The sequence below is a fragment of the Pseudomonas sp. GW101-3H06 genome (assembly GCF_059424605.1).
This window is the reverse complement of the sequence record NZ_JBWKZO010000001.1, coordinates 5,957,625-5,971,164: the sequence shown is the minus strand read 5'-3', so window position 1 is coordinate 5,971,164 and position 13,540 is coordinate 5,957,625. Positions and strand designations below refer to the sequence as shown.

Annotated in this window: 11 protein-coding genes; 9 read left to right on the top strand and 2 right to left on the bottom strand. The window is 61.3% G+C overall.

Translation table 11 applies throughout. The features are described from left to right. Positions 1–81 precede the first annotated feature (81 nt). Entirely contained in the window at positions 82–1,182 is a 1,101-nt protein-coding gene (gene gbcB / locus AC07ZE_RS27535; protein ID WP_207267527.1) for a glycine betaine monooxygenase reductase subunit, read from the top strand. Positions 1,183–1,242: 60 nt separating this feature from the next. Here gbcB and AC07ZE_RS27530 read toward each other — a convergent pair whose 3' ends face one another. Together AC07ZE_RS27530 and AC07ZE_RS27525 are read right to left on the bottom strand one after the other, a co-directional pair. After that, positions 1,243–2,067: an SDR family oxidoreductase gene (locus AC07ZE_RS27530; RefSeq protein WP_207267526.1), complete on the bottom strand. Its 825-nt coding sequence runs from the start codon at positions 2,065–2,067 to the stop codon at positions 1,243–1,245. A gap of 209 nt (positions 2,068–2,276) precedes the next feature. Next, a complete protein-coding gene (locus tag AC07ZE_RS27525; RefSeq protein ID WP_207267525.1) occupies positions 2,277–3,317 on the bottom strand; it encodes a threonine aldolase family protein in 1,041 nt (346 codons plus the stop codon). 131 nt (positions 3,318–3,448) lie between these two features. Here AC07ZE_RS27525 and AC07ZE_RS27520 point away from each other — a divergent pair, with 131 nt between their 5' ends. The 8 genes from AC07ZE_RS27520 to fdhA all read left to right on the top strand — a co-directional run bounded on the left by AC07ZE_RS27520 (position 3,449) and on the right by fdhA (position 13,489). Next, complete coding sequence (locus AC07ZE_RS27520) at positions 3,449–4,165, top strand: conjugal transfer protein TraX (protein ID WP_259331996.1); 717 nt, start codon at positions 3,449–3,451, stop codon at positions 4,163–4,165. A gap of 303 nt (positions 4,166–4,468) precedes the next feature. Further along, positions 4,469–5,722 (top strand): serine hydroxymethyltransferase, encoded by a 1,254-nt coding sequence (gene glyA, locus AC07ZE_RS27515; protein ID WP_137804996.1) that lies wholly within the window; start codon positions 4,469–4,471, stop codon positions 5,720–5,722. A gap of 23 nt (positions 5,723–5,745) precedes the next feature. Next, positions 5,746–6,996 (top strand): sarcosine oxidase subunit beta, encoded by a 1,251-nt coding sequence (locus tag AC07ZE_RS27510; RefSeq protein ID WP_007980419.1) that lies wholly within the window; start codon positions 5,746–5,748, stop codon positions 6,994–6,996. Positions 6,997–7,010: 14 nt separating this feature from the next. After that, entirely contained in the window at positions 7,011–7,340 is a 330-nt protein-coding gene (locus tag AC07ZE_RS27505) for a sarcosine oxidase subunit delta (RefSeq protein ID WP_095195932.1), read from the top strand. Further along, a complete protein-coding gene (locus AC07ZE_RS27500; protein WP_137804997.1) occupies positions 7,337–10,354 on the top strand; it encodes a sarcosine oxidase subunit alpha in 3,018 nt (1,005 codons plus the stop codon). The genes AC07ZE_RS27505 and AC07ZE_RS27500 overlap by 4 nt, the downstream gene beginning before the upstream one ends. A gap of 144 nt (positions 10,355–10,498) precedes the next feature. Further along, complete coding sequence (locus AC07ZE_RS27495; protein ID WP_207267523.1) at positions 10,499–11,131, top strand: sarcosine oxidase subunit gamma; 633 nt, start codon at positions 10,499–10,501, stop codon at positions 11,129–11,131. A gap of 93 nt (positions 11,132–11,224) precedes the next feature. Continuing rightward, positions 11,225–12,082 carry a formyltetrahydrofolate deformylase gene (gene purU / locus AC07ZE_RS27490; protein WP_207267522.1) on the top strand — a complete coding sequence of 286 codons (858 nt, stop codon included), beginning with the start codon at positions 11,225–11,227 and terminating at the stop codon, positions 12,080–12,082. A gap of 207 nt (positions 12,083–12,289) precedes the next feature. Beyond that, positions 12,290–13,489 (top strand): formaldehyde dehydrogenase, glutathione-independent, encoded by a 1,200-nt coding sequence (fdhA, locus tag AC07ZE_RS27485; RefSeq protein ID WP_008057129.1) that lies wholly within the window; start codon positions 12,290–12,292, stop codon positions 13,487–13,489. The last annotated feature ends 51 nt before the right edge of the window (positions 13,490–13,540 follow it).

Sequence of the window (13,540 nt, the reverse complement as noted above, 5' to 3'; positions counted from 1 at the left end):
GTCGCAGATAGGTAAATGGGTGGTTCGCGCTATACGCAGAATCGCCAACATGAAGGCCGACAGTCGGCCGTGGAGATCAGCATGTCCAACAACTTCCTGAACCCGGTAACCACCCAGACCTGGGCCAATGGTCGGCACATCGTCCGTTGCGTCAAAGTCATCCAGGAAACCTGGGATGTGCGCACCTTTTGCTTCATGGCCGATCAGCCGATCATGTTCTTCTTCAAGCCGGGGCAGTTCGTCACCCTGGAGCTGGAGATCGAAGGCCAGCCGATCATGCGTTCGTACACCATTTCCAGCTCGCCATCGGTACCGTACAGCTTCTCGGTGACCATCAAGCGCGTACCGGGCGGCAAGGTCTCGAACTGGTTGCATGACACCCTGCATGAAGGCTACGAACTGGCGGTGCACGGCCCGGTCGGGCTGTTCAACGCCATCGATTTCCCGAGCCCCAAGGTGCTGTACCTCAGCGGCGGCGTGGGCATCACGCCCTGCATGTCCATGGCGCGCTGGTTCTACGACACCAACGGCAATGTGGATATGACGTTTATCCACAGCGCCCGTTCGCCGAAAGACATCATCTATCACCGCGAACTGGAGCACATGGCGTCGCGGATCGATAACTTCAGCCTGCACCTGATCTGCGAGAAGCATGGGATGGGCGAGCCCTGGGCCGGTTATCGCGGTTACCTGAACCACAAAATGCTGGAACTGATGGTGCCGGACTTCCTTGAGCGGGAAGTCTTCTGCTGCGGCCCGACCCCGTACATGACCGCGGTCAAGCGCTTGCTGGAAAACGCTGGCTTCGACATGAAGCGCTACCACGAAGAATCCTTCGGAGCGACCCCGCCCGAGGCGCGTGCCGACGCCGAAGAACACGCCGAACAAGCGGCCGAGGCACCGGAAGTGGACGCGGCGGACTTGCATCAGGTGGAGTTCACCGCGTCCGGCAAAAGCATTCGCGTAGCCCCCGGCGAGACTGTTCACGCAGCCGCAGCCAAGGCCGGTTTGTTGATACCCAAGGCGTGCGGCATGGGCATCTGCGGCACCTGCAAGGTGTTGAAGCTGGGCGGCGAAGTGGAGATGGAGCACAACGGCGGGATCACCGAGGAAGACGAGGCCGAAGGGTACATCCTGTCGTGCTGCAGCGTGCCGAAGGGCGATGTGCGGATCGAGTATTAACCTGTTTGTGGAATAGCCCTTGTGGGAGCGAACAGGCTCGCTCCCACAATGATCGGTGTTTTAATCCACAAACAAATCCGGCATCAGTGTATCGATGGTGCCCGGTGCAAACCGATAGTGTTCGAATTCGGTGGTGCCGTTTTCCCGCAGAACTGCTTCATCAATCAGCAACCGCCCGGTCAGGCTGCGCTCGGTGCTGCTCAATATCACGTGGGCGGCATCCGCCATGATCGCAGGCGTGCGTGCATGTTTGAACGACTCCCGTGACCCCAGCTGAAACTCGATCGCAGCGGTGGCAATCATCGTCTGCGGCCACAGCGAGTTGACGCTGATGCCGTAATTCCTGAACTCCTCGCTCATGCCCAGCGTCAGCATGCTCATGCCGTATTTGGTCACGGTATAGGGGCTGTATTGGGCGAACCATTTGACGGCCAGGTTCAGCGGTGGCGACAGGTTGAGAATGTGCCCCTTGGACTGCTTCAGGTAGGGCAGTGCGGCCTGGCTGCACAGCAGCACGGCGCGGGTGTTGATCTGGTGCATCAGATCGAAGCGCTTGAGCTCGAGGTGTTGAACTCCGGTCAGTTTGATTGCCCCGGCGTTGTTCACCAGCGCATCGATACCGCCGAAATGTTCGTTGGCCTGGGCCAAGGCTTGATGCACGGCAACTTCATCGCGCACATCCACCTGCAGCGCCAACGCCTTGCCACCTGCGGCCTCGACTTCCTTGGCCACGCTATAAATGGTGCCCGGAAGCTTTGGATGCGGTTCGGCACTCTTTGCGGCAATCACGATATTGGCGCCGTCACGCGCGGCGCGTAGCGCGATCTCTCGGCCAATGCCACGGCTGGCGCCGGTGATGAACAGGGTTTTGCCTTGCAATGACATGCGTACGCTCCTGATTGTTATTGTCTGTACGGCTCGTCAGACAATGTAGACCAAGACTTCAGGGGCGAACGATCAGGGGCGATTGGTTTGACTTTTGGTGGGAGCGAGCCTGCTAGCGAAAGCGTTGGAGCAGTCAACATCAATGTTGAATGTCAGGACGCCTTCGCGAGCAGGCTCGCTCCCACAGTGATTGCATTAGTTCTGGATAATTAGTGGGACATCACTTCGCGGATGTCTCGGGCCAGCTCGCGCACACGCTCTTCCTCGGTATCCCACGAGCACATGAAGCGCGCGCCGCCGTTGCCGATGAACGTGTAGAAACGCCAGCCCTTGGCCGTCAGGGCGGTGATGGCCGGTTCCGACAGTTGCAGGAAAACGCCGTTGGCCTGCACCGGGAACATCAGCTCCACGCCCTGGATGTCGCTGACCAGTTCGGCCAGCAACTGCGCGCAGTGGTTGGCGTGGCGGGCGTATTTGAGCCAGGCGTCGTTTTCAAGAATCCCGACCCAGGGTGCGGACAGGAAGCGCATTTTCGACGCCAGTTGCCCGGCTTGTTTGCAGCGGTAGTCGAAGTCTTCGGCCAGTTTGTGGTTGAAGAACAGGATCGCCTCGCCCACGGCCATGCCGTTTTTTGTGCCGCCGAAGCACAGCACGTCCACACCGGCCTTCCAGGTCAGGTCGGCGGGCGAGCAGCCGAGGAACGCGCAAGCGTTGGAGAAGCGCGCGCCGTCCATGTGCAGGTTCAGGCCCAGCTCTTTGCAGGTGGCGCTGATGGCGCGAATTTCGTCCGGGGTGTAGACGCTGCCGACTTCGGTGGCCTGGGTCAGGGTCACGACGCGCGGTTTCGGGTAGTGAATGTCCTGGCGCTTGAGGGCGATTTCGCGGATCGATTCCGGGGTCAGCTTGCCGTTTTCGGTGCGGGCAATCAGCAGTTTCGAGCCGTTGGAGAAAAATTCCGGCGCGCCGCATTCGTCGGTTTCGACGTGGGCGGTTTCCGAGCAGATCACGCTGTGGTAACTCTGGCACAGCGAGGACAGGGCCAGCGAGTTGGCGGCGGTACCGTTGAAGGCGAAGAACACTTCGCAGTCGGTTTCAAACAGTTTGCGGAAATCGTCGGACGCGCGGGCGGTCCATTCGTCGTCGCCGTAGGCGCGCTGATGGCCATGGTTGGCCTGCTCCATGGCAGCCCAGGCTTCAGGGCAAATGCCGGAATAGTTGTCGCTGGCGAATTGTTGGCTCTTATCGGTCATGGCCTGCTTCCGTGGTCGAGACGCCTATGGTGAAGCGTCTCGTGGTCAATGAGGGTGCGCACTTTACCGAAGATCGTCCGGGGAGCGCACGGGATGTCACTGTCAGAACATTACAAGGATGCCGGGCAATTATGCACGTGAGTCAACGGGACGGTGCACTGGATCTGCTCAAGTGGCTGGCATTGCTGAGCATGCTGCTCGATCACCTGCGATATGTCGGTTATTCCGCCGATTGGCTGTATGTGCCGGGCCGCCTGGCGTTCCCGTGGTTTTGCCTGGCGATGGCGGCCAATCTGGCGCGGGCGTCGGCGATGACGACAGGTAGGCAGTGGCGCTATCTGGGCTGGTTGCTGCTGTTCAGCGCGGTGAGTGAAGTTCCCTACCGGATGTACATTCCCAATCCCGACACCTTGAATGTATTGCCCACGCTGGCACTCGGCCTGCTGGTAGTGCGGGGCTGGCAGGACCGGGTTCTGCCAGCGCGTCTGCTGGCCGGCGGTGCACTCGCACTGGCGGCGATGTTCCCGGAGCGACTGATGTTCGGGTTCTTCGGCGTGTTATTACCGCTGGCGATGCTGCTGGCCATCCGGCGACCCTGGGTTTTCGCACTGCTGCCGGGGGTGGTCTGCCTGGCGGCCAATCAATTGCAGGTGCTGTATTACTCCGTTCGATTGGGTAATGGCGTGGCGATGGCGGCGGTTGCCACTTGTCTGATTGCGCCATGGCTGGGGCTGTTCCTGTTGCGACACGCTCAAGACGCAAAACCACCCCCGATGCGGCGCTGGGCGTATGCCCTGTACCCCGCGCATTTCCTTGTGCTGCTGGCATTGCGACAGGTTCTGGCATAACCGCGGGAACTGAATGCAAACCCTGTGGGAGCGAGCCTGCTCGCGAAGAGGGAGTGCCAGGCGACATCAATGTTGCTGACGCATCGCCTTCGCGAGCAGGCTCGCTCCCACAGGGGATTGCGGCGGGTTCACCGATTGTGTGCGGCTTGCCATTTCCCGCCATGTCGTAAACGCACCTTTGCGTGGCGCCCATAGGCATTTGACCGCGCCAAGCCAGTCATACCATCGCTATCAAAGGGCACTGCCGAAACACCAGTGCCTTACCGAGACGAATGGCGCACAGATGCCGCTGGGAGAGACGCGATGTTCAGCAAGCAAGACAAGATCCAGGGTTACGACGATGCACTGCTGGCGGCGATGAATGCCGAGGAGCAACGTCAGGAAGATCACATCGAGCTGATCGCGTCGGAGAACTACACCAGCAAGCGCGTGATGGAAGCGCAGGGCAGCGGCCTGACCAACAAGTACGCCGAAGGCTACCCGGGCAAGCGCTACTACGGTGGCTGCGAGCATGTGGACAAGGTTGAAGCCCTGGCCATTGAACGCGCCAAGCAACTGTTTGGCGCCGATTACGCCAACGTGCAGCCGCACTCCGGTTCCTCGGCCAACAGCGCCGTGTACCTGGCCCTGCTGCAAGCCGGCGATACCATCCTCGGCATGAGCCTGGCCCACGGCGGTCACCTGACCCATGGCGCCAAGGTGTCGTCCTCGGGCAAGCTGTACAACGCCGTGCAGTACGGTATCGACACCAACACCGGCCTGATCGATTACGACGAAGTCGAGCGCCTGGCGGTCGAGCACAAGCCGAAAATGATCGTTGCCGGTTTCTCGGCCTACTCCAAGACTCTCGACTTCCCGCGCTTCCGTCAGATCGCTGACAAAGTCGGTGCGCTGCTGTTCGTCGACATGGCGCACGTGGCCGGTCTGGTCGCCGCCGGTCTTTACCCGAACCCGCTGCCTTACGCCGACGTGGTCACCACCACCACCCACAAGACCCTGCGCGGTCCACGTGGCGGTCTGATCCTGGCCAAGGCCAACGAAGAGATCGAGAAGAAGCTCAACGCCGCAGTATTCCCCGGCGCTCAGGGCGGCCCGCTGATGCACGTGATCGCCGGTAAGGCGGTGTGCTTCAAGGAAGCGCTGGAGCCTGGCTTCAAGGCTTACCAGCAGCAAGTGATCGACAACGCCCAGGCCATGGCCGGCGTCTTTATCAAACGCGGCTACGATGTAGTGTCCGGCGGTACCGATAACCATCTGTTCCTGGTCAGCCTGATCCGTCAGGGCCTGACCGGCAAAGAGGCGGATGCAGCACTCGGTCGTGCCCACATCACCGTGAACAAGAACGCTGTCCCGAACGATCCGCAGTCGCCGTTCGTGACCTCCGGCCTGCGCATCGGCACACCGGCGGTGACCACTCGCGGCTTCAAGGTTACCCAGTGCGTCACGCTGGCCGGCTGGATCTGCGACATCCTCGACAACCTCGGCGATGCCGACGTTGAAGCCAATGTCGCCCAGCAAGTATCGGCCCTGTGCGCGGACTTCCCGGTTTATCGCTGAGTGCGGTTTTGGAGTAAATGACTATGCAACGCTACTCAGGCTTCGGCCTCTTCAAACACTCCCTCAGCCACCATGAAAACTGGCAGCGGATGTGGCGCACACCGACCCCGAAAAAGGTCTACGACGTGGTCATCGTCGGCGGTGGCGGGCATGGTCTGGCGACCGCCTACTACCTGGCCAAGGAACACGGCATCACCAACGTGGCCGTGGTCGAGAAAGGTTGGCTGGGCGGCGGTAACACCGCGCGCAACACCACCATCGTCCGCTCCAACTACCTGTGGGACGAGTCGGCGCACCTGTACGAACACGCGATGAAACTGTGGGAAGGCCTGTCCCAGGACCTGAACTACAACGTGATGTTCTCCCAGCGCGGCGTTTACAACCTGTGCCACACCCTGCAGGACATCCGTGATTCCGAGCGTCGGGTCAGCGCCAACCGCCTCAATGGCGTGGATGGCGAGCTGCTCGATGCCAAGCAAGTGGCTGACGAGATTCCGTACCTCGACTGCTCGAAGAACACCCGCTACCCGGTGATGGGCGCCACCGTCCAGCGTCGCGGCGGCGTGGCCCGGCACGATGCCGTGGCCTGGGGCTTTGCCCGTGCCGCCGACGCACTGGGCGTGGACCTGATCCAGCAGACCGAAGTGATCGGTTTCCGCAAGGAAAACGGCGTGTGCATCGGCGTGGAAACCAACAAGGGCTTCATCGGTGCCAAGCGCGTCGGTGTGGTCACTGCCGGTAACTCCGGGCACATGGCCAAGCTCGCCGGTTTCCGTCTGCCGATCGAATCCCACCCGCTGCAAGCGCTGGTGTCCGAGCCGATCAAGCCGATCATCGACAGTGTGATCATGTCCAACGCCGTGCACGGTTACATCAGCCAGTCCGACAAGGGCGACCTGGTGATCGGCGCCGGTATCGACGGCTACAACGGCTACGGCCAGCGTGGTTCGTACCCGGTGATCGAACACACCATCCAGGCCATCGTCGAGATGTTCCCGGTCCTGTCCAGAGTACGTATGAACCGTCAGTGGGGCGGCATCGTCGACACCACCCCGGATGCGTGCCCGATCATTTCGAAAACCCCGGTGCCGAACATGTTCTTCAACTGCGGTTGGGGTACCGGCGGCTTCAAGGCCACACCTGGCTCGGGCAACGTATTTGCCGCAAGCCTGGCCAAGGGTGAAATGCACCCATTGGCCGCACCTTTCTCCATCGACCGTTTCCACAACGGTGCGTTGATCGATGAACACGGCGCTGCTGCGGTTGCCCACTAACAGGAGAAATCCCCATGTTGCATATCTTCTGTCCTCACTGCGGCGAGTTGCGCTCCGAAGAGGAATTCCACGCATCCGGCCAGGCGCACATCCCGCGTCCACTGGACCCTAACAGCTGCACTGACGAGGAGTGGGGCGACTACATGTTCTTCCGCGACAACCCTCGCGGTCTGCACCACGAGCTGTGGGATCACGTCGCCGGTTGCCGCCAGTACTTCAACGTCACTCGCGACACCGTGACCTACGAGATTCTCGAAACCTACAAGATCGGCGCCAAGCCACAATTCACCGACAAGACCGATAGCCCGAAAGCGGCCACCACGGCTCTGGGAGAGAAGGTATGAGCCAGATCAATCGCCTGTCCAACGGCGGACGGATCGACCGCAACAAAGTCCTGAGTTTCACCTTCAACGGCCAGAGCTACAAAGGCTTCGAAGGCGACTCACTGGCCGCTGCACTGCTGGCCAACGGCGTCGACATCATCGGTCGCAGCTTCAAGTATTCCCGTCCGCGCGGGATCTTCGCCGCCGGTGCCGAAGAGCCGAACGCGGTGCTGCAGATCGGCGCCACCGAAGCCACGCAAATCCCGAACGTACGTGCCACGCAGCAGGCGCTGTACCAGGGTCTGGTCGCCACCAGCACCAACGGCTGGCCGAGCGTGAACAACGACATGATGGGGATTCTCGGGAAGGTCGGCGGCAAGCTGATGCCACCGGGTTTCTACTACAAAACCTTCATGTACCCGCAATCGTTCTGGATGACTTACGAGAAGTACATTCGTAAGGCTGCAGGTCTTGGCCGCTCGCCGACCGAGAACGATCCGGACACTTACGACTACATGAACCAGCACTGTGACGTGCTGATCGTTGGCGCCGGCCCTGCCGGTCTGGCGGCTGCACTGGCCGCTGCGCGCAGCGGTGCCCGGGTGATCCTGGCCGATGAGCAGGAAGAGTTCGGCGGCAGCCTGCTCGACTCCCGCGAAAGCCTCGACGGCAAGCCTGCCATGGAGTGGGTCGCCAGCGTCATCGCAGAACTGAAGAACACCCCGGACGTACTGCTGTTGCCGCGCGCCACGGTCAACGGCTACCACGACCATAACTTCCTGACCATTCACGAGCGCCTGACCGATCACCTCGGCGACCGCGCACCGATCGGCCAGGTACGTCAGCGTATCCACCGCGTGCGTGCCAAGCGCGTGGTGCTGGCCACGGGTGCCCATGAACGTCCGCTGGTCTACGGCAACAACGACGTGCCGGGCAACATGCTGGCCGGCGCTGTGTCGACTTACGTTCGTCGCTACGGCGTGGCACCGGGCAAGAAGCTCGTGCTCTCGACTAACAACGACCACGCCTATCGCGTGGCCCTGGATTGGCTCGATGCCAGCCTGCAAGTGGTGGCCATCGCCGACGCCCGCAGCAACCCTCGTGGTGCGCTGGTGGAAGAAGCGCGCGCCAAGGGCATTCGCATCCTCACCGGCAGCGCCGTGATCGAGGCCCGTGGCAGCAAGCACGTGACCGCTGCCCGCGTTGCCGCGATCGATGTGAAAGGACACAAAGTCACCAGCCCTGGCGAATGGCTCGACTGCGACATCGTCGCCAGTTCCGGCGGCTACAGCCCGGTGGTTCACCTGGCTTCGCACCTGGGCGGCAAGCCGATCTGGCGTGAAGACATCCTCGGTTTCGTACCGGGCGAAGCACCGCAGAAACGCGTGTGCGTCGGTGGCATCAATGGCGTCTATGGCCTCGGCGATTCCCTGGCCGATGGGTTTGAAGGGGGCGTGCGCGCTGCCAGCGAAGCCGGTTTCGGTGCGGTCGAAGCGACCTTGCCCAAAGCCCTGGCCCGTCTGGAAGAGCCGACCCTGGCGCTGTTCCAGGTGCCGCATGAGAAGAACACCGCACGGGCACCGAAGCAATTCGTCGACCTGCAGAACGACGTGACCGCCGCCGCCATCGAACTGGCGACCCGCGAAGGCTTCGAGTCGGTCGAGCACGTCAAGCGCTACACCGCCCTGGGCTTCGGCACCGATCAGGGCAAGCTTGGCAACGTCAACGGTCTGGCCATTGCCGCCCGTTCGCTGAACGTGACCATCCCGCAGATGGGCACCACCATGTTCCGCCCGAACTACACGCCGGTCACTTTCGGCGCCGTGGCCGGTCGCCACTGTGGGCACATCTTCGAGCCGGTGCGTTACACCGCGCTGCATCAGTGGCACCTGAAAAACGGTGCCGAATTCGAAGACGTCGGCCAGTGGAAACGTCCGTGGTACTTCCCGAAAAGCGGTGAAGACATGCACGCGGCGGTCAAGCGCGAATGCAAGGCCGTGCGCGACAGCGTCGGCCTGCTGGACGCCTCGACCCTGGGCAAGATCGACATCCAGGGTCCGGATACCCGCGAGTTCCTCAACCGCGTGTACACCAACGCCTGGACCAAGCTCGACGTGGGCAAGGCCCGTTACGGCCTGATGTGCAAAGAAGACGGCATGGTGTTCGACGACGGCGTGACGGCATGCCTGGCCGAAAACCATTTCGTGATGACCACCACCACCGGTGGCGCGGCCCGCGTGCTGCAATGGCTGGAGCTGTACCACCAGACCGAATGGCCGGACCTGAAAGTGTACTTCACTTCCGTGACGGATCACTGGGCGACCATGACCCTGTCCGGGCCGAACAGCCGCAAGCTGCTCAGCGAAGTCACTGACGCCGACCTGAGCAACGAAGCCTTCCCGTTCATGACCTGGAAAGAAGCCTTGGTCGGCGGTGTGCCGGCGCGGATATTCCGGATTTCGTTTACCGGGGAACTGTCGTACGAAGTCAACGTGCAAGCCGACTACGCCATGGGCGTACTGGAAAAAATCGTCGACGCCGGCAAGAAGTACAACCTGACGCCATACGGCACCGAAACCATGCACGTCCTGCGGGCCGAGAAGGGCTTCATCATCGTCGGTCAGGACACTGACAGCTCGATGACCCCGGATGACCTGAACATGGGCTGGTGTGTGGGCCGCACCAAACCGTTCTCGTGGATCGGCTGGCGCGGGATGAACCGTGAAGACTGCGTGCGTGATCAACGTAAGCAACTGGTCGGCCTGAAGCCGATCGATCCGAACAAGTGGCTGCCGGAAGGTGCGCAACTGGTGTTCAACACCAAGCAGGCGATCCCGATGACCATGGTCGGTCACGTGACCTCCAGCTACCTGCACAACTCCCTGGGCTATTCGTTTGCCATGGGCGTGGTCAAGGGCGGCCTGAACCGCATGGGCGAGCGTGTGTTCGCGCCACTGGCGGACGGCAGTGTGATCGAGGCGGAAATCGTTTCTTCGGTGTTCTTCGATCCGAAGGGCGAGCGCCAGAACGTTTAATGGCCTCGATATCTGCGGGCGGGCTACCAATCGCCAGCAGGCTGGCTCCCACAGGGGAACGCGGTTGAATGTGGGAGCTAGCCTGCTGGCGATGACGGCAGTGCAGCCACCACAGAAACCAACAGAATTCAGGAAAGGTGCTTTATGACCGCAGCCAATGTTTACCAACAACGCCCAACCACCGGGGCCAAGGCCGAGTCGTCGCTGCATCATGCCGACCTCGCCAGCCTGGTGGGCAAGGGTCGCAAGAACGCCGGCGTGACCGTGCGCGAGAAAAAACTCCTCGGCCATCTGACCATCCGTGGCGATGGCCACGATGCCGCGTTCGCCGCGGGCGTGCACAAGGCCCTGGGTATCGAATTGCCCGGCGCGCTGACGGTTATCGTCAAAGGCGAAACCAGCCTGCAATGGATGGGCCCGGATGAGTGGCTGCTTATTGTCCCGACCGGCGAAGAATTCGCTGCCGAGAAAAAACTGCGTGAAGCGCTGGGCGATTTGCACATTCAGATCGTCAACGTCAGCGGTGGCCAGCAGATCCTCGAACTGAGCGGCCCGAACGTGCGCCAGGTGCTGATGAAGTCCACCAGCTATGACGTGCACCCCAACAACTTCCCGGTGGGCAAGGCGGTCGGCACGGTGTTCGCCAAGTCGCAACTGATGATCCGCCACACCGCCGAAGACACCTGGGAACTGCTGATCCGCCGCAGCTTCTCGGACTACTGGTGGTTGTGGTTGCAGGATGCATCGGCTGAGTACGGCCTTAGCGTTCAGGCGTAACTCGGTTCATGACCGCTTTTGTGGCGAGGGAGCAAGCTTCCTCGCCACAAAGTTCTCAGTGACCACAGAATTTGTTACAGGAGTCACCGCACTATGAGCCGCGCCCCAGACACATGGATTCTGACCGCCGACTGCCCCAGCGTGCTCGGCACGGTGGACGCGGTGACCCGCTTTCTGTTCGAGCAGGGCTGCTACGTCACCGAACACCACTCCTTCGATGACCGCCTCTCGGGGCGTTTCTTCATTCGTGTGGAGTTTCGCCAGCCCGACGGTTTCGACGAGCAGTCGTTCCGTGCAGGCCTTGCCGAGCGCGGGGAAGCTTTCGGTATGATTTTCGAGCTGACCCCGCCCCATCACCGCCCGAAAGTGGTGATCATGGTGTCCAAGGCCGATCACTGCCTCAACGATTTGCTCTACCGCCAGCGTATCGGCCAGTTGTCCATGGACGTGGCCGCCGTGGTCTCCAACCACCCCGACCTCAAGCCGCTGGCGGACTGGCACCAGATTCCGTACTACCACTTCCCGCTGGACCCCAATGACAAGCCTTCACAGGAGCGTCAGGTGTTGCAGGTGATCGAAGAGTCGGGTGCCGAACTGGTGATCCTTGCCCGCTATATGCAGGTCTTGTCACCGGAGCTATGCCGAAAACTCGACGGCAAGGCGATCAACATCCACCACTCCCTGCTGCCGGGTTTCAAGGGCGCCAAGCCCTATCACCAGGCCTATAACAAGGGTGTGAAACTGGTCGGCGCCACGGCGCACTACATCAACAACGATCTGGATGAAGGGCCGATCATCGCCCAAGGGGTCGAGGTGGTGGATCACAGCCATTACCCCGAAGATCTGATCGCCAAGGGGCGGGACATCGAAGGCCTGACCCTGGCCCGGGCCGTGGGTTATCACATTGAGAGAAGAGTGTTTTTGAACGCCAATCGTACGGTCGTTCTTTAGATCGCCATCGCCAGCAGGCTAGCTCCCACAGGATTTTGTGTCGTTCACAAGTCCTGTGTTCAACCCGGTCCACGGTGGGAGCTAGCCTGCTAGCGATGAGGCCATAACAGACAACGCAAAAAGACACAGGCAATAACCCGAGCAATCAACGCGCCGCCACTCCCCGGCGACGCGACCGCTACATAAAAACAACAGCGAGGTGAAAGCATGTCTGGCAATCGTGGTGTGGTGTATCTCGGCGCTGGCAAGGTCGAAGTACAGAAAATCGACTATCCGAAAATGCAGGACCCGCGCGGCAGGAAGATTGAGCACGCCGTCATCCTGCGTGTGGTGTCCACCAACATCTGTGGTTCCGATCAGCACATGGTGCGCGGTCGTACTACCGCTCAAACCGGCCTGGTCCTGGGTCACGAAATCACCGGTGAAGTGATCGAAAAGGGCCGCGACGTCGAAAACCTGCAAATCGGCGACCTGGTGTCCGTACCGTTCAACGTGGCTTGCGGGCGCTGCCGTTCCTGCAAGGAAATGCACACCGGCGTGTGCCTGAGCGTCAACCCGGCGCGTCCGGGCGGTGCTTATGGTTATGTCGACATGGGCGACTGGACCGGCGGCCAGGCGGAATACGCGATGGTGCCGTACGCCGACTTCAACCTGCTCAAACTGCCTGATCGCGATCGCGCGATGGCAAAAATCCGCGACCTGACCTGCCTTTCCGACATCCTGCCGACCGGTTATCACGGCGCAGTGACCGCCGGTGTCGGCCCAGGCAGCACCGTGTACATCGCGGGTGCCGGCCCGGTCGGTCTGGCCGCTGCCGCTTCCGCTCGCCTGTTGGGCGCAGCGGTGGTGATCGTCGGTGACGTCAACACCGTGCGCCTGGCCCACGCCAAGGCCCAGGGCTTTGAAATCGCCGACCTGTCCCTCGACACCCCACTGCACGAACAAATCGCCGCGCTGCTGGGTGAACCGGAAGTGGATTGCGCCATCGACGCCGTAGGCTTTGAAGCCCGCGGCCACGGTCACGACGGCGTCAAGCACGAAGCCCCGGCCACCGTACTCAACTCGTTGATGGGCGTGGTACGCGTAGCCGGCAAAATCGGCATCCCGGGCCTCTACGTCACCGAAGATCCAGGTGCCGTGGACGCCGCCGCGAAAATGGGCAGCCTGAGCATCCGCTTCGGCCTGGGCTGGGCCAAATCCCACAGCTTCCACACCGGCCAGACCCCGGTGATGAAGTACAACCGCCAACTGATGCAGGCGATCATGTGGGACCGTATCAACATCGCCGAAGTGGTGGGCGTGCAGGTGATCAGCCTGGATCAGGCGCCTGAGGGGTATGGCGAGTTTGATGCGGGCGTGCCGAAGAAGTTTGTGATTGATCCGCATAAGTTGTTTAGTGCGGCGTAAGAGCTACAAGCAAGAAGGTCGACGTGAAGTGACCTTCTTGCTTCTGATGTG